This window comes from Pumilibacter intestinalis (genome assembly GCF_943193005.1).
Lineage (GTDB): Bacteria > Bacillota > Clostridia > Christensenellales > Pumilibacteraceae > Pumilibacter > Pumilibacter intestinalis.
Genome location: NZ_CALPCH010000010.1, coordinates 40,051 through 55,582, shown reverse-complemented (window position 1 = coordinate 55,582; position 15,532 = coordinate 40,051). Strand labels below are relative to the sequence as shown.

Sequence of the window (15,532 nt, the reverse complement as noted above, 5' to 3'; positions counted from 1 at the left end):
CCTCCTGCACAGATTATTGCCGAGGCTTATAAATGTTATACGTTGCAATCTCGTCTTTTCGCATTTGTTGACAATCCGCGCGGTATGTGATAATATATAAATTATGTTGCGCATTGCGGACAAGTTCAAACAATTCGGAGAAAAGCACCCCGCGCTGTGCGAAATAATGCGGTTTTTGATTGTGGGCGGGTTTGCCACGCTCGTGGATATGTTTATAATGGGCGTTGTGCTTTACGCGTTTAATCCCGCGCTGTACCCTAAATTTTATAACGCGTGGTTCGGCGGAGCACAGCCCTCTACCGCGGCAACGGTGACGGGCACGGCGTGCGGCTTTTTATCGGGGCTTATAGTGAACTATTTTTTGAGCATAGCGTTCGTGTTCGAGCACAAGGGCAACAGTAAGACCGTTAAGGGCTTTGCCGTGTTTGCGGGACTTAGCGCGATTGGACTCGGGATACACATACTCGGCATGTATCTCGGCTATACCGTGCTCGGCATAAACGAGTGGATAGTGAAAATATTTCTCACCGTAGTTGTGCTTGTTTATAACTACGCGTCTAAGCGGCTGTTGCTGTTTGTGCGCAAAGACAAGCCCGAGGAGGAAAAATGAAAATAAGCATAGTTGTGCCGTGCTACAACGAAGAAGCGTGTTTGCAAAAGTATTACGACGCTATGAGCGAGGTGCGAGCAAGGCTCGAAACCGAATTCGAATACATATTCGTAGACGACGGCAGCCGCGACCGCTCGCTCGAGATTATACGTGAATTGGCGGGGCGCGACTGCGAGGTGCGGTACGTGTCGTTTTCGCGCAATTTCGGCAAAGAAGCGGCGATACTCGCGGGGCTCGAAGCGGCGGAGGGCGACCTCGTGGGGCTTATGGACGCCGACCTTCAAGACCCGCCCGAAATGCTGCTCGAAATGTATAACGGCATAGTGAACGAGGGCTACGACTGCGTGGGGTGCCGCCGCACCGACCGCAAGGGCGAAGGCAAGATAAAGAGCGCGTTTGCTCGGCTCTTTTACAAAATAATGAATAAAGTGAGCGACGCCGAACTTGTGGACGGTGCGCGCGACTACAGGCTCATGACCCGCAAGATGACCGACGCCGTGCTCATGCTTTCGGAGCGCGACAGGTTCTCCAAAGGCATTTTCGGCTGGGTGGGCTTTAAGATTAAGTGGCTCGAATACAAAAACGTGGAGCGCGTGGCGGGCAAAACGAAATGGAACTTTCGCAAGCTCACCAAATACGCGGTGGGAGGCATAGAGGACTTTTCCACAGCGCCCCTTAGGTTTAACAACGTAGTTTCGCTGTTGCTGTTTTTGGCGGCAGTGGGGTTTGCGGCGTTCGATATAGTTTGGGCGTGCCTCGGCAAATTCGCGGGGGGGGGTATGCTTACGCTCTTTATAATAATACCCGTTACGCTGTTTTTGCTGTCGCTGTTGTTTTTCGGCATGGTGCTCCTCGGCGAATATATAAAGAAAATATTCAAAGAGGTTAAGGCTCGTCCCGTTTATCTCGTGCGGGAAACCGAAAAAGACGCGGCTTTGTCGCAAACCGCTCAATCCGAAAAAAACGAAAAATCCGAAAACGCCGACGCGTTCGCCGAGGTTGCGGCAACGCGCAACGAGCCGTAAAGTTATGCAAGCTGCGCACAACGGCTCGAGCGGCAAACGCGCCGCGCTCATACGTTTCGGAGCGTTCTTTTGCGTTGCGCTTCTTTCGCTCGCGATTGCGCTTTTGCCGTATGCTATACGCGGCAAATATCTCGCGCTCGCCGACGACGCCGTAACCCAGCACGCCACGTTTTTGCAGTACATGTTCCGTAACGGAATATTCGGCGGCGCGGGCGGCTACGATTACGCCATAGGTTTGGGCGCGGACTACATGACGTCGTTTTCGTATTACATGATGTTCGACCCCGTAAATCTTTTGCTGTATATTCTGCCGCGCGACAACTTTTTGTTTTCCTATTCGGTGCTCGTTGCGGTCAAGTTTTTGCTCACCGCTGTTTTCATGTATATCTATCTCCGTGCGCACAAAGTGAATTTCGTGCTTGCGGTTGCCTTTTCGGTTGCGTATATGCTGGGCGGTTACATGCTGTTTACCTACGTGCGCCATCCCGACCTGTGCGCGGGCGCGGTGTATCTGCCGCTCGTGATTTTGGGCATAGAACACGCGGTGGATAAGAAAGAGCCGTTTTTGCTCGTTGCCGCCGTTTTCGTAACCGCGATAAGCTCGTTTTACATGCTGTTCACAGTTACGCTTTTTGCCGTTGCGTACGCCGTTTTGTATTACGTTTACGGCGTGAAAAACCGCGGGGAAAAGGTTACGCCGCGCGGCTTTACGGCGGCGTTTTGCCGCACCGCGGGCTTTTACGCGCTCGGACTTGCGCTCGCTTCCTTTTTGCTGTTGCCCGTGGCGTACGGGTACGTGAACGGTTCGCGGAGCGCGGGTAAGGGGATTTTGTTTTTCGACGGCTTGGACCTGCTCTCCGTTGCCGCGAGTTTCGTTTTGCCCGTGCCCGGATTTCACTACACGCCTATAATGCTCAACGCCGCGGTGCTTTTAGTCTGCTTTGCCGCGTTTGCCGTAACTCGCAGGTCGGCAATGAAAACGCTTGCCGCCGTGCTCGCGCTATCCACTTTCATACCGTTTGCGGGCTACGCGCTCAACCTATTCAATTACGTAAACAACCGCCATGTGTATTTGCTTATTTTTTGCGTTTACGCGCTTGCCGCCGCGCACCTAAACGAACGCAGGTATTCGCCCTGCGCAAAGTCGGCGAACGCAATGATAAAGTTCGGCGCGGCGTTTGGACTGCTTATACTCAATTTTGCGGCGTGGACGGCGGCGGAATTGTTTTTCGGCAACGCGCACGTTGCGTTAAAGTGCGTTGCGCTCGTATGCGAAATCGCAATGCTGTGCGCGAGCGGATATATCGCGCACAAGATTTTCGCCCGCAACTTTTTCTCTGTAAAGTGCGTGCGGCGGCTCAACTGCCGCAAACTTTCATACGCCTGTTTTGCGTGCGTGCTGTGTTTTGCGTTCGCGCTCAACGTGGTGTATTCCGCGCAGTTCGACAACGGCGATTATTTCGAATCCATGACTTCGCCCGCCGAAAGTTACGTTGCCGCCCAAACGGCGCAAAGCAACGAATTTTTTCGTTTGGACAAGGCTGTAAGCGGCGGTTGGGAAGAGTGCAACAACCGCTCGCTCAACAACGGTTACAGGGGCACTGCGATATACAACACCATGGCTCCCGGCGAGATAAGCGACTTTTTGTACGCCAACTCTCTGCTTTCTTACACGCCGTCGCTCGGCATGACCGGACTCAACGGCAGGACGGCGTTGCAGGCTTTGCTCGGCGTTCGCTACTATTACGCGGAAAAAGGCGAGTACGTGCCCGCGGGATTTTACGCGGTGGATGGCGTAAGCGACCTATACGAAACGGACGAATACGTGCGTTTCGGAACGGTGTTCGACAAAGTGATGAGCGAAAGCGATTTTTACGCGTTGCCCGCCGCCGAAAGGCAGTACGCAATGCTCGGCGCGGTGGTGAGAGCGGACTCTGCGGTGAGAACCGACTCGCGGGAGAGCGATTACGAGCACGCCGCCGTGCTTAAAGAGGTGCGCGCGGAACGGGATTTCACGCTCGCGGCGGGCGAAACCCGCAGTATAAATGTTAAAACCGACGGCGACTGCGAGCTGTACGTAGAGTTTTCTTTGAGCGAGGTGTATGAGCGCGAAAGTTTTTCGGTATCGTGCGGCAAAACCGAGATAAGCAAGTTTATATGCGGCAGGGGCGACCAGATGTATTACGAGCAAGACGGCTTTTTGTTCAAGCTCGACGAGCGCGGAGAAACGGTTACGTTTAGTAACGACGGCGCGGAGCCGCTCACGTTCGGCAACGTGCGCTTTACCGTTGCCGAGCGGCGGCGGGTGAGCGAGCTTGTTGCGAGCGCGGCGGCGAAAGCGCACCTTACCGAAACGCGGTTTTACCCGAGCGGATTTTCGGGCAAAATAAGTTCGGACGGCGGGGCTATGCTGTTGCCCGTGTGTTATTCGCGCGGCTGGCGGGCATACGTTGGCGGAGAGCAAACCGCGGTGTATGCGAGCAACGCGGGACTTATGAGCATAGATATCCCCGCGGGCGAATACGAGGTGCGCTTCGAGTACCGAACGCCCTGTCTCGGTTTGGGCACGGCGGTATCGGCGGGCGCGGGAGTCGTTATAATCTGCGCGTTTGCCGCGTATATTATCTTAAAGAAAAAGAGCCGCGCATAAACGCTTGCATTTTGCTCGGCGTTATTGTATAATTTATTAAAACAAAACAAGGAGATTACCGATATGTTGTTATGTGCTCTTTCAAATCTCGCCATAGGCTTGATTGTAGGCGCGGCGGCTCTGCTGCTGATTATCATTATTTGCGCTTTCATATCCATGCGCAATACGCTCGTTCGGCTCGACGCCGCTTGCGACGAAGCGTGGTCTACGATAGATATACATCTTAAGAAGCGTTACGACCTTATCCCCAACATCGTGGAAACGGTAAAGGGGTACGCTAAGTACGAAGGCGACACGCTCGAAAGAGTAATAGCCGCCCGCAACGCCGCCGTTGCCGCCCCGAGCCCCAACGATAAAGTTGCGGCGGACAACGAGGTAACGGGCACTCTGCGCCAGTTGTTCGCGCTCACCGAGAGCTATCCCGACCTTAAAGCCAACGCGCAGTTTTTGTCGCTTCAAACGCAGCTTCAGTCGGTGGAAACGGATTTGGCGCAAGCCCGCAAATTCTATAACGGCAAGTGCCGCGAGCTCAACACCCGCCGCCGCACCTTCCCGTCGAGTTTGGTTGCGGGCAAGTTCCAAGCGCGTCGCTATTTCGAGCTTGACAGCGACGAAGAGCGCAAGAACGTAAAAGTGAGTTTCAATTAAACGAAATTATAAGAAATCGGTTGGCGGATAGTCGACCGATTTCGGTATAACGAGGATATGGGATATTTTATGAAAAAGAAATTTTCTGTAGCGTTGTTACTGCTTGCCGTAGCGTTTTCTTTTTTAGCGTTTTCGGGCTGTTCGAGCGGCGGCAATCCGTATGAAAACAAAAAGCCGGACGACGGCTACTATATAGAGCACTTAAACGTGAGTATAGACGCGAGCGCGGGCGACAGGAGCGTGCGCGTAATCGAGGAGTATAAGTTTAAGTTCAACAGAACGTATACCGACGAATACGGAATGAAGCGTTATAACGACAGCCACGGCTTTTATCGCGATTTGCCGCTCGGAAGCGGCGAGAAAATCCGCGACTTAAAAGTTTACAACGCCGCCGCGTTTTCGAACGTATACGAAATTTCGTATCAAGGTTCGGATATAATGCGGGTGCGCGTGGGGAGCGAAAAGCATTTGGTGCCGCTTGAAAAAACGCTCGGTTGCACCATAGAATACACGATGATAACTCCCGAGCACGCGGTTTATCCCGACGCGCTCGTAATTAACGCCATAGGTCAGGGCTGGACTTGCGAAATAATGAGCGCGAACGTGAGCGTAAAACTGCCCGCCCAAACCAACGCCGAGCCGCAATATTTTTACGGAGAGTGGGGCTCGGAGCTTAACGCGGTTGATGACAACGTAGTTTCGCCGCAGGCTACGGGACAGGGAAAAAGCGAGTATAGTTTCGGCGTGGGCAAACTTAACGCATATAACGGACTTACGCTTTATTACCACATGCCCAAAGGCGCGTTTTCGAAAACTTATACCGAGAGCACCGTTTGGTTCGTGCTTTTGGGCGGTCTGCTCTTGGTGGGGCTTTGCGTAATGTTTAAGTTCTTGCTCGGCAAAAGCGAGCCGCTTGCGCCCGTAACAAATTATTACCCGCCCAAACACACAAACGCGGGCGAGAAAGATTTGCCCATGGACCCCGTGGATATGGGATACCTTATAGACCGCTCCTGCGAGGGGAGCGACGTTACCTCGCTTATATTCTACTTTGCGAGTATGGGCTACCTCGAAATAGAAGAGCCCAAAACCAAAAAATCGGACGCGTTCAAGTTGAGAAAACTTTGCGACCCGCCCGAGGGACTGCCAAAATATCAGTATGTCTTTTTCAACAAGATTTTTTCGCGCGGCGACGAGGTGACTACTTCCGTGCTCAAAAACAAGATGTACACCGCTGTGCAGTGCGTGCAAACCACCGTAAAGAGCAAGTATTCGGGCAAACTTTACGACAACAAGGCTCGCGTGGCGTCTATAGGCATGGGAGTGCTCACGGTTGCGTACGCCATACTCGTTACGCTCCTTACAGGCTTTATGGTGAGCAAATCGTACGTCAATCCGTTCGGCTTTGTGGCTGTGTTTCCCGTTGCGATAGGCATGATAGGTATATCGTCGGTGGTGTACAGGTGGTATAAAATGAGTCCTGCCGCGCGATGGTTTGCGCTTATAGGCATTGGAATTGTAGTTTCCGTTTTCTCTTTGGACCTTTTGCTTGTTACGAACCGCGACGTGCTATCCGTTCCCGCAACGATTATATTCATTGCGTCGGTTGCTTTAAGTTGCTTAATAGCTCCGCTCATTGCGCGCAAAACGAAGTATTATTCGGCGGAACTCAACGAAGTTCTCGGATTTAAGGACTTTCTCCAAACTGCCGAAAAAGACAGGTTGGAAACTCTCCTCGAAGAAAACCCGCAGTATTATTACGATATTCTCCCTTACGCCAACGTGCTCGGGGTTTCGGATATATGGGAAGATAAGTTCAAAAATCTCACCCTCGAGCCGCCTACGTATTACCGCGGAGTATCGGTATTCGACGTAATAATATTCAACAGGCTTTACAGAAGCAGTTACCGCGCCTATTCCGCGGCGGCGGTTTCGCGCCCTTCGTCGTCTTCCCGCAGCGGCGGGCGTATCGGCGGCGGAGGCGGCGGCGGATTTTCGGGCGGCGGCTTCGGCGGCGGAGGCGGCGGCAGATGGTAGAACAAAAGCGCACCGTTGCCGTTGTGGGGTTGGGGCTTATAGGAGCTTCGCTCGCGCTCGCGCTCAAGGGCAAATACCGCGTTTGGGGCTGTTCGCGCAGCCCTGAAACCGAAGAACTTGCGCTATCGCGCGGATATATAGACGAGGTGCGTGCAATAGAGAACCTGCGCGGCGCGGACTGCGTGGTGATATGTTCGCCGCTCGACTCGGTAAAACAAACCGCCGAGCGAGTATACGAGGCTGTGGGCAATACCGCGATAATTACCGACGCGGGAAGCGTAAAGAGCATGCTCGAGGGGCTCTCGGGCAGAGTGGTGGGCGGTCACCCCATGGCGGGCAACGAAAAGAGCGGACTGCATGCGGCTCGCGCCGACCTGTTCGAAAACGCATACTACTGCGTTGTGCCGTATAAAAACAGCTTGCCCGCAGACGTGGAGTTCGTGAAAGAAATGGCGAGCGCGGCGGGCGCGAAACCCGTGGTGCTGTCGGCAAAAGAACACGACTTACTCGCCGCCGACTACAGCCACATGCCGCACATGTGCGCATACGCTATGAGTCTTGCGGCAATAGGCGAAAGAGTGAACATAGCGGGGAGCGGATTTTTGGACAGCACCCGCATAGCGTGCAGTAATCCCGATTTTTGGACGGAGGTCTTCAGGCTAAATCGCGAAAACACCCTCGAGTCGCTCGGAAAGTTTACCGAGTCGCTCGAAAAAATGAAAAAACTGCTCGAGGGCGAGGACTACGGCGCACTGCGCGATATTCTCGCCGCCGCTCGGCAAAAGAGGATAGAACTCGGAGAAAAAAGCGTATGAAATACATTACCGCGGGAGAGAGTCACGGAATAGGGCTTACCGCCGTGCTCGAAGGCTTTCCGTCTAACGTAACGGTTAGCGAGCAGGCTGTAAACGACCAACTGAAACGCCGTCAGCTCGGCTACGGCAGGGGCGGCAGGATGAAGATAGAGAGCGACCGAGTACACATTCTTTCGGGCATGTTCGGTTCGCGCACGCTCGGAAGCCCCATCGCGCTGTTTGTGGAAAACCGCGACTTCGAAAAGTGGCGCGAGTACACCCATCCCGTAACGGGAAAGCCCGCCGCAAAGGCTCTCACCGCGGTGCGCCCCGGTCACGCCGATTACACGGGTTGCGTTAAGTACGCGTTTGACGACGCGCGATTTGTGCTCGAACGCGCGAGCGCGAGAGAAACCGCCGCTCGCGTGGCGGTGGGCGCGTTGTGCCGCGGTATGTTGCTCGATTTGGGCATAACGATAGGCAGTCACGTAACGAACATTGCGGGCGTTAAGAGCGGAGTTTGCCCCGAGAGCGCGGAGGGGCTCAACGAGCTTGCCGACAAGAGCGAGGTGCGATGCCTCGATAACATAGCCGAAAAGGCAATGATAAAAAAGATAGACGAGTGCATGAGCCGCGGCGACACTGCGGGCGGCGAAGCGGAAATAATAGTGAGCGGATTTCCCGCGGGAGTGGGGAGTTACGCGCAGTATTACCGCAAGCTCGACGCGGTGCTTGGCATGCACCTTATGTCGGTGCAGGCGGTAAAGAGCGTTTCGGTGGGGCTTGGCGCGGAGGTTGCCAACCTGTTCGGCTCGAGCGTGCACGACGAAATGTTTTGCGAGGGCGGCAAGGCAGTGCGGCGCACCAACAATGCGGGCGGCATAGAGGGAGGAATGAGCAACGGCGAAAACATAGTTTTGCGCGTTGCCGTAAAGCCCATACCCACGCTCATGCAGGGCTTGCGCACGGTGGATATAAAGAGCGGCGAACAGACCGTTGCCGCGCCCGAGCGCAGCGACTACTGCGCCGTGCCCGCGGCGGGCGTGGTTGCCGAAAACGCGGTTGCGTTCGCGCTTGCCGACGAACTCATGAAAGTTACGGGCGGCGACGATTTCCGCACGATATCCGAGCGCGTTGCCGAGATGAGAAAAAGGAGCGCGTTGTGAAAGAACTCGAATTTTGCTACGGGAGCGTAACCGAGAGAACGGACAACGAACTTGTGTTCGTGCGCAGTGCCAAAGACGCAAAAAAGGCTGTGACTCGCGCGGCGGGCGGCAATCAACTTTTTGCCGTAACCGACGAGAACGTGGCGCGGCTTTATCCCGAATTGCTTCCTAAAAACAACGTGTACGTAATCGATGCGGGCGAGGAGAGCAAAACGCTCGCCGTGGTTCAAAAAATTTGCCGAGCCATGCTGGAGAGCGGCATGACGAGAAACGCGGTAGTGGCGGCTTTCGGCGGCGGAGTTACGGGCGATATAGCAGGCTTCGTTTCGTCGGTGTACATGCGCGGCGTGGAATTTTGCAACGTGCCCACCACTCTGCTTGCGCAGGTAGACAGCGCGATAGGCGGCAAAACCGCCGTTAATCTCGACGGCTACAAAAACATGATAGGCAGTTTCAAAATGCCGAGCCGCATAATAATATGCCCCGAACTTCTCTCCACTCTGCCGAGTCGCGAGTGGCGGAGCGGCTTGGGCGAGCTTGTAAAAACCGCGTTTTTGTGCGAGGAGCTTTACGGCTTTGTAAAAGAAAATATCGCGGAGCTTGTAAATCGCGTTCCGCTCGCCGCGCAAAAGGCGGTGGAGAAAGCGGCGCGGTTCAAAAAGAAAATCACCGACGAGGATTTTACCGAAAAGGGAACGCGCAAAATTCTCAACCTCGGGCACACCGTGGGGCACGCGCTCGAAAAGTGCGACGGGCACAAATACAGTCACGGCGAATACGTTCTTCTCGGCATGAAGATAGAATTCGAGATGCTTTCAATTGCGGATACGAACGCCGAGTTTGCCGCCGAGTCGGGCAAACTGCTCGGTGCCGCGGGGCTTCCCGCACTGCCGAATATTTCGCCCGAGGAGGTCACGGCGGCGGCTAAGACCGATAAGAAGAACTCGAACGGGAAAATATCCGTAATAGGGCTTGCGGGCGCGGGAAAGGCGTTTGAAAGCGAATTTTCGGCAACGGAGTTTTGTTCCGCTTATAGTAAAGCGGTTAACGCGCTTATAAACAAAGGAGAACTTTCGCGTGTCGGAAATCAGAATTGACCCGATAAAAAAATTCTCGCGCACACTTTTATGCGCACCCGATAAGAGCATTACTCACCGCGCTCTTATGTTTAACGCGGCGGCGCGGGGTAAGAGCGAGGTGCGCGGAATGCTATGCGGCGAAGACTGCCTTTCCACACTCGAGTGCATGCGAAAGCTCGGCGCGCAAATAGAGCTTAACGGCGACCGCGCGAGCATAACGGGCAACCCCGAATTTGCGAGCGCAAACTTGTACGCGGGCAACTCGGGCACTACAATGCGGTTGCTCGGCGGCTTGCTCGCGGCGAAGCGCGGCGAGTGGGTTATATCGGGCGACGATAGCCTCAGTCGCCGCCCCATGAAACGCATTATAACGCCCATAGAGCTTATGGGCGGAAAAATTACGGGAACGGACGGGCATGCGCCGCTCACCGTAAAAGGAGGAAGATTGCACGGCATAGACTACGATATGCCCGTGGCTTCGGCGCAGGTGAAAAGCGCGGTGATACTCGCCGCTCTCGGCGCGGAGGGTGAAACGCGCATACGCGAAAAGGAGATTTCGCGCGACCACACCGAAATCATGCTCGAGAGCATGGGGGTGAATATTTTCAGGTCGGGCGGCGAAATACGGCTGTGCGGCGGGCAAGTGCCGCAGGCGGTTTCGGTGCTCGTTGCGGGCGATATTTCTTCGGCGGCGTTTCCGCTCGTGTGCGGTCTTATTACGGGCGGCGAGGTTACCGTGCGCAACGTGGGGTTAAATCCCACTCGCACGGGGCTTATAGAGGTGTTCGACCGAATAGGCGCGGACTACGAAATAACCGATATAAATGCGGCTTGCGGCGAAAAGACGGGCACTGTCACGGTGCGCGGATTGGGACAAGCCAAACCGTATAAAATAGACAAAAGCATGATGCCGCGGCTTGTTGACGAAATACCCGTGCTTGCGGTGCTCGCATGTTTTTTGCGCGGAGAAAGCGAGATATCGGGCGCGGAAGAACTGCGCGTAAAGGAGAGCGACCGCATAGCCCGCACGCTCGAGCTGTTGCGCTCCGTGGGTGCGACTGCCGAGGAAACGGAAAGCGGTATGATAATATCGGGCGGGAATGCGCGATTGCGCGGCGGTTGCGCGTTCGACGCGCAGGGCGACCATCGTATGGCAATGAGCGCGGCGGTTGCTTTGGCGGCGAGCGAAAAGGGCGGCTCGGTTATAGGCGGCGAGTGCGCCGCGGTGAGCTATCCCGATTTTTGGAGGTTGTTCTCATGAGCGCGAAAAAGTTTTGCGTGCTCGGGCAGGGCATAAGTTATTCGCTAAGTCCGGTGCTTCACTCCGCGATATTCGAATTTTTCGGCGAGGACTGCGAGTACGGCGTTGCCGACGTTCCGCCCGAAAATCTGTACGAAACGGTGAAAAAGTTAATCGGCGAATACGATGGCTTTAACGTAACCAAGCCGTACAAAGAGAGCGTTGCCCGAATTTTGGGCGCGAGCGGACCTATAAATACGGTGCGTTGCGCCGATTGCGCGGCAACGTCTACCGACGCCGAAGGTTTTTTGTGCGATTATATAGAGGCGTTCGGCGAGCCGAAAGGAGATATACTGTTGCTCGGCGCGGGCGGCGCGGCAAAGTCGGTTGCCGAAGCTCTTAGTAACTCGCGCGGGGTGCTCAACGTATACGTTTTTAACCGCACCTACGAAAACGCGCAAAAGCTCGAGGGCGGAAAGGTAAAGGCTGTGCGCGACTTGCCGAATAAGTTCTACTCGGTGATAAACTGCACGAGCGCGGGGCTTAACGGCGAGCAGTCCGCGCCTGCCGAACTCGATTTCGGCAAAGCGCAATACGCCTACGATTTGATATATTCGCCGCCCGAAACGCCGTTTTTGGCTAAGGCGAGCGCGGCGGGATTGAAAACGCGCAACGGCATGGGCATGCTTATTTGGCAGGCGATAGCCGCGCACGAATTTTGGAGAAAGCGAAAATTCGACTTGCAAGCAAAAAGGGAGCTTGCCGAATACGTAAAAAAGAAACTTGCGGAGGGCAAATAAACATGAAGAAAATTTTCGTGATAAACGGACCGAACCTCGATATGCTCGGAGTGCGCGAACCGAATATTTACGGCAAGACCACTCTTGCGGATATCCGCAAACAAACGGAAAAGGTTGCGGAAGAAGAGGGCTATGCCGTTGAGTTTTCGCAGTATAACGGAGAGGGCGAAATAGTGGAGGCTTTGCACAGGGCGTATACCGAAGCCGCCGCGGTTATAATAAACGCCGCGGCGTACACCCACTACAGCTACGCAATCGCCGACGGAGTGAAAATGCTTTCCTGCCCCGTGGTGGAACTGCACATAAGCAACGTGTTTGCTCGCGAAGATTTCAGGCACGGCTCTGTGATTTCGCCCTACGCGTCTGCCGTGATATGCGGCGCGGGCGCGTTCGGATACTCGCTTGCCGTTCACGCGGCGGCGCACAAACTCAAAAATGCGTAAAAGCATAGCTTTAATCGGCATGCCCGGTTCGGGCAAGACGAGCGCGGGGCGGCGCGTGGCGCGTGCGCTCGGGTTATTGTTTACTGACACCGACGCGGAGATAGAAAAACATTCCTCGCTCAAAGTGAGCGAAATTTTCGAGCGGTTCGGCGAAACGTATTTCAGAATGCTCGAAACGAACGCGCTAAGCTACGCGGCGGGCAAACCCTCGGTTATATCGTGCGGCGGCGGCGTTGTGCTAAAGAGCGAAAACCGCGCGATTTTGCGCGAGCATTGCGTTGCGGTGTATTTTAAGGCGAGCGAGCAAACTCTCGCTTTGCACGTAGGCAACGGCGCCGGCAGACCTTTGCTTGCGGGCGACGCGGCAAACAAGGTGAAAAAGTTGCTTGTCGAGCGCGAGCCTTTATATAACGAGTGCGCCGATATAACGGTGTGCGTAGACGGCAAAACCGTAGACGAGGTTGCGAGCGAAGCGACCGAAAAAATAAAAAATCTATTCGATAAAAAATAAAGGAGCGAGATACATATATGGATATAGACGTAAAGAAACTGAAGAGCGGCACCGACGTGCGCGGCGTTGCGAGCGGCGACGAAAATTCAATACAGCTTACAGACGATGTAGTAAAGAGCATAGTAAACGCCTTTGTGGTGTGGCTTTCCGAAAAGTCGGCGAAGCCCGACCTCAAAATAGCAATAGGGCACGACTCGCGCGTGTCGGCGGATAGGATAACTGCGGCGGCGGCGGAGTCGCTCAAATCTTCGGGAACGGATATATTCATGTGCGGACTGTGTTCCACGCCCGCCATGTTCATGATGACCCGCTTCGAAGACGTGAACGCCGACGGAAGCATAATGATAACGGCGAGCCACATGCCATCGCAGATGAACGGGCTCAAATTCTTTACCAAATCGGGCGGGCTTTCGGGCGCGGATATATCCGAAATTCTCGACTACGCGGCGGCGGGCAGGCGCAGAAAGGGGAACGTATCGCGCACCTATCAGCGCGATTTTATGCAACTTTACTGCAACCACCTTATAGAATACATGCGCCGCGGAACGGGCAGCGACTGGCCGCTTACCGGCTTGAAGATAGTGGTGGACGCGGGCAACGGCGCGGGCGGGTTCTTTGCCGAGCGCGTGCTTCGTCCGCTCGGCGCGGCAACAGCAGGCTCGCAGTTCCTCGAGCCGGACGGCAGGTTTCCCAATCACATACCCAACCCCGAAGACAAGGAAGCAATGAAGAGCATTTCGCGTTGCGTTACCGAAAACAACGCCGACCTCGGCATAATCTTCGATACCGACGTAGACCGCGCCGCGGTGGTGAGCAGCGACGGCACCGAAATAAACCGCAACCGCCTTATAGCCCTTGCCGCCGATATGGTGCTTTCGGAGTATCCGGGCGCGGCTATAGTTACGGACAGCGTTACGAGCGACGGACTGACGAAATTCATAACCCGTAGAGGCGGCGTGCACCACAGGTTCAAGCGCGGCTATCGCAACGTGATAGACGAAGCGGTGCGCCTTAACCGCGAGGGTAAATTCTCGCCGCTTGCAATGGAAACGAGCGGACACGCGGCTTTCAAAGACAATTTCTTTTTAGACGACGGCGCGTATTTGGTTACAAGACTTTTGATAAAGGCGGCACAGCTCCGTCAGCGCGGGCTCGACCTTAAGAGTCTTATATCCGACCTCGAAATTCCCAAAGAGGAGCGCGAGGTGCGAATTAAACTCGGCATGCCCGACTGGTCGGAATTCGGCAACATGCTCATTAAAAAACTTACCGATTTTTGCGCGAACAAAGAAGCCGTGCGACTCGCTTCCGACAACTACGAGGGCGTGCGAGCCAACCTCGACTACGCCGGCGGTTGGTTTTTGGTGCGCATGAGCGTGCACGACCCCGTAATGGTAATCAACATGGAGAGCGACCGTTTCGGCGGCGTTGCGCTCATAGCCAAATTTTTGTACGCCTTTCTTTCCTCTTTCTCGGGCGCAGACGTCACCGAACTGAAAGTGGTTGCGGGGATTTGATAGGGGATTTCCGTCATTGCGAGCGAGTACGCCCTACGCCCCCCCCGTCATTGCGAGCGAGCACGCCTTACGCCAATGTCATTGCGAGCGAACGCAGTGAGCGCGGCAATCTCAGCCGAGAGAATAAACGGTCATTGCGAGCGAACGCAGTGAGCGCGGCAATCTCAAACATGGAGCAAGTAAAGTTGCTGTTCCTTTCTCATGCAGGGGATTGCCACGCTCGCGTTGCTCGCTCGCAATGACAAGTAAACCGCTACTGTTACCCGTCATTGCGAGCGGCGTAGCCGCGCGGCAATCCCGGCCGATAGAAAGTTGTCTATTTAATAAACCCCACGATTTCGAGCGCGAGCAACGCGCCGGCTTTGAAACCTTCGGCGAAAAATGTTTCGCTGCTTGCGCCAGAGGCGTAAAAGCAATTATCCGAATATTCGTTGAACAGTGCCAAAAGCTCGGGTGAGTCTTTGAGTGCCGTTGTCATTTTGTGTTCATTCTCAATACACAAATCTTGAAATTTCGTATAATCTGCCGACGGCTTGATTTCTTCGCACATACCCTGTGTAGAGTAGAGCAATCTATTTATTATTGTGTCCATGTTCTTTGCTCCTTATTTCATTTGTAATAATTATAATATTGCAATTGCAATAAGTCAAGCAATTTTATTACAAATGTGATATAATTTTTTTATGGAAAAGTTTTCGCAAAGATTAAAGATATTAAGAAACGAGCAGGGTATAACTCAAACTCAGTTGGCAAAAGAAACGGGATTGTCGCAGTCGGGTATTGCTTTATGGGAGAGTGGCAAGAGAGTGCCTAACGCTGACGTAATAATAGTGTTGGCGAACTTTTTTAACGTAAGCACCGATTATTTGCTCGGTGTAGCAGACGAGTAGTACTTTTCTATAGTAGGGGATTGCCACGCTCGCGTTGCTCGCTCGCAATGACATGTAAGCCGCATTAACTCGTCATTGCGAGGCATGAAATGCCGAAGCAATCCCCGCCATGAGAACGGCGC

15 protein-coding genes are annotated in these 15,532 nt (G+C 54.2%); 14 read left to right on the top strand and 1 reads right to left on the bottom strand.

Translation table 11 applies throughout. From position 1 onward, the window contains the following. Window positions 1–103: 103 nt before the first annotated feature. From NFR55_RS06405 to NFR55_RS06345, 13 genes are all read left to right on the top strand, one after another. Complete coding sequence (locus tag NFR55_RS06405; protein WP_251547428.1) at window positions 104–610, top strand: GtrA family protein; 507 nt, start codon at window positions 104–106, stop codon at window positions 608–610. After that, window positions 607–1,635 carry a glycosyltransferase family 2 protein gene (locus tag NFR55_RS06400; RefSeq protein ID WP_251547426.1) on the top strand — a complete coding sequence of 343 codons (1,029 nt, stop codon included), beginning with the start codon at window positions 607–609 and terminating at the stop codon, window positions 1,633–1,635. The genes NFR55_RS06405 and NFR55_RS06400 overlap by 4 nt, the downstream gene beginning before the upstream one ends. 4 nt (window positions 1,636–1,639) lie before the next feature. Then, window positions 1,640–4,285: a YfhO family protein gene (locus NFR55_RS06395; RefSeq protein ID WP_251547424.1), complete on the top strand. Its 2,646-nt coding sequence runs from the start codon at window positions 1,640–1,642 to the stop codon at window positions 4,283–4,285. Between the two features lie 63 nt (window positions 4,286–4,348). Further along, entirely contained in the window at window positions 4,349–4,933 is a 585-nt protein-coding gene (locus tag NFR55_RS06390; RefSeq protein ID WP_251547422.1) for a LemA family protein, read from the top strand. 69 nt (window positions 4,934–5,002) lie between these two features. Then, window positions 5,003–6,970: a DUF2207 family protein gene (locus NFR55_RS06385; RefSeq protein WP_251547420.1), complete on the top strand. Its 1,968-nt coding sequence runs from the start codon at window positions 5,003–5,005 to the stop codon at window positions 6,968–6,970. Further along, complete coding sequence (locus NFR55_RS06380; RefSeq protein ID WP_251547418.1) at window positions 6,964–7,785, top strand: prephenate dehydrogenase; 822 nt, start codon at window positions 6,964–6,966, stop codon at window positions 7,783–7,785. The genes NFR55_RS06385 and NFR55_RS06380 overlap by 7 nt, the downstream gene beginning before the upstream one ends. After that, a complete protein-coding gene (aroC, locus tag NFR55_RS06375) occupies window positions 7,782–8,930 on the top strand; it encodes a chorismate synthase (RefSeq protein WP_251547415.1) in 1,149 nt (382 codons plus the stop codon). Before NFR55_RS06380 ends, aroC begins: the two co-directional genes overlap by 4 nt. Further along, window positions 8,927–10,027, top strand: a complete 1,101-nt coding sequence (locus NFR55_RS06370; RefSeq protein WP_251547411.1) for a 3-dehydroquinate synthase — start codon at window positions 8,927–8,929, stop codon at window positions 10,025–10,027. The genes aroC and NFR55_RS06370 overlap by 4 nt, the downstream gene beginning before the upstream one ends. After that, a complete protein-coding gene (gene aroA / locus NFR55_RS06365) occupies window positions 10,008–11,270 on the top strand; it encodes a 3-phosphoshikimate 1-carboxyvinyltransferase (protein WP_251547409.1) in 1,263 nt (420 codons plus the stop codon). Before NFR55_RS06370 ends, aroA begins: the two co-directional genes overlap by 20 nt. Then, the gene (locus NFR55_RS06360) at window positions 11,267–12,049 is read left to right on the top strand and encodes a shikimate dehydrogenase family protein (RefSeq protein WP_251547407.1); all 783 of its coding nucleotides are present in this window, start codon (window positions 11,267–11,269) and stop codon (window positions 12,047–12,049) included. Before aroA ends, NFR55_RS06360 begins: the two co-directional genes overlap by 4 nt. Before the next feature lie 2 nt (window positions 12,050–12,051). Continuing rightward, window positions 12,052–12,492 (top strand): type II 3-dehydroquinate dehydratase, encoded by a 441-nt coding sequence (gene aroQ / locus NFR55_RS06355; RefSeq protein WP_251547405.1) that lies wholly within the window; start codon window positions 12,052–12,054, stop codon window positions 12,490–12,492. Next, window positions 12,485–13,003, top strand: coding sequence for a shikimate kinase (locus tag NFR55_RS06350; protein ID WP_251547403.1), 519 nt, complete (start codon window positions 12,485–12,487; stop codon window positions 13,001–13,003). The genes aroQ and NFR55_RS06350 overlap by 8 nt, the downstream gene beginning before the upstream one ends. Before the next feature lie 17 nt (window positions 13,004–13,020). Further along, window positions 13,021–14,520 (top strand): phosphohexomutase domain-containing protein, encoded by a 1,500-nt coding sequence (locus NFR55_RS06345; RefSeq protein WP_251547401.1) that lies wholly within the window; start codon window positions 13,021–13,023, stop codon window positions 14,518–14,520. Between the two features lie 316 nt (window positions 14,521–14,836). Here NFR55_RS06345 and NFR55_RS06340 read toward each other — a convergent pair whose 3' ends face one another. After that, on the bottom strand, window positions 14,837–15,112 hold the full coding sequence (locus NFR55_RS06340) for a DUF6809 family protein (protein ID WP_251547399.1): 276 nt from the start codon (window positions 15,110–15,112) through the stop codon (window positions 14,837–14,839). 91 nt (window positions 15,113–15,203) lie between these two features. On the opposite strand from NFR55_RS06340, the gene NFR55_RS06335 reads away from it, so the two are divergent. Continuing rightward, the gene (locus tag NFR55_RS06335) at window positions 15,204–15,410 is read left to right on the top strand and encodes a helix-turn-helix domain-containing protein (protein WP_251547397.1); all 207 of its coding nucleotides are present in this window, start codon (window positions 15,204–15,206) and stop codon (window positions 15,408–15,410) included. Window positions 15,411–15,532: the final 122 nt, after the last annotated feature.

Excerpts from the sequence above, each read along its gene's own strand:
- NFR55_RS06405 (WP_251547428.1), top strand. The coding sequence starts at position 104 with ATGTTGCGCATTGCGGACAAGTTCAAACAATTCGGAGAAAAGCACCCC.
- NFR55_RS06400 (WP_251547426.1), top strand. The coding sequence starts at position 607 with ATGAAAATAAGCATAGTTGTGCCGTGCTACAACGAAGAAGCGTGTTTG.
- NFR55_RS06395 (WP_251547424.1), top strand. The coding sequence starts at position 1,640 with ATGCAAGCTGCGCACAACGGCTCGAGCGGCAAACGCGCCGCGCTCATA.
- NFR55_RS06390 (WP_251547422.1), top strand. The coding sequence starts at position 4,349 with ATGTTGTTATGTGCTCTTTCAAATCTCGCCATAGGCTTGATTGTAGGC.
- NFR55_RS06385 (WP_251547420.1), top strand. The coding sequence starts at position 5,003 with ATGAAAAAGAAATTTTCTGTAGCGTTGTTACTGCTTGCCGTAGCGTTT.
- NFR55_RS06380 (WP_251547418.1), top strand. The coding sequence starts at position 6,964 with ATGGTAGAACAAAAGCGCACCGTTGCCGTTGTGGGGTTGGGGCTTATA.
- aroC (WP_251547415.1), top strand. The coding sequence starts at position 7,782 with ATGAAATACATTACCGCGGGAGAGAGTCACGGAATAGGGCTTACCGCC.
- NFR55_RS06360 (WP_251547407.1), top strand. The coding sequence starts at position 11,267 with ATGAGCGCGAAAAAGTTTTGCGTGCTCGGGCAGGGCATAAGTTATTCG.
- aroQ (WP_251547405.1), top strand. The coding sequence starts at position 12,052 with ATGAAGAAAATTTTCGTGATAAACGGACCGAACCTCGATATGCTCGGA.
- NFR55_RS06350 (WP_251547403.1), top strand. The coding sequence starts at position 12,485 with ATGCGTAAAAGCATAGCTTTAATCGGCATGCCCGGTTCGGGCAAGACG.
- NFR55_RS06345 (WP_251547401.1), top strand. The coding sequence starts at position 13,021 with ATGGATATAGACGTAAAGAAACTGAAGAGCGGCACCGACGTGCGCGGC.
- NFR55_RS06340 (WP_251547399.1), bottom strand. The coding sequence starts at position 15,112 with ATGGACACAATAATAAATAGATTGCTCTACTCTACACAGGGTATGTGC.
- NFR55_RS06335 (WP_251547397.1), top strand. The coding sequence starts at position 15,204 with ATGGAAAAGTTTTCGCAAAGATTAAAGATATTAAGAAACGAGCAGGGT.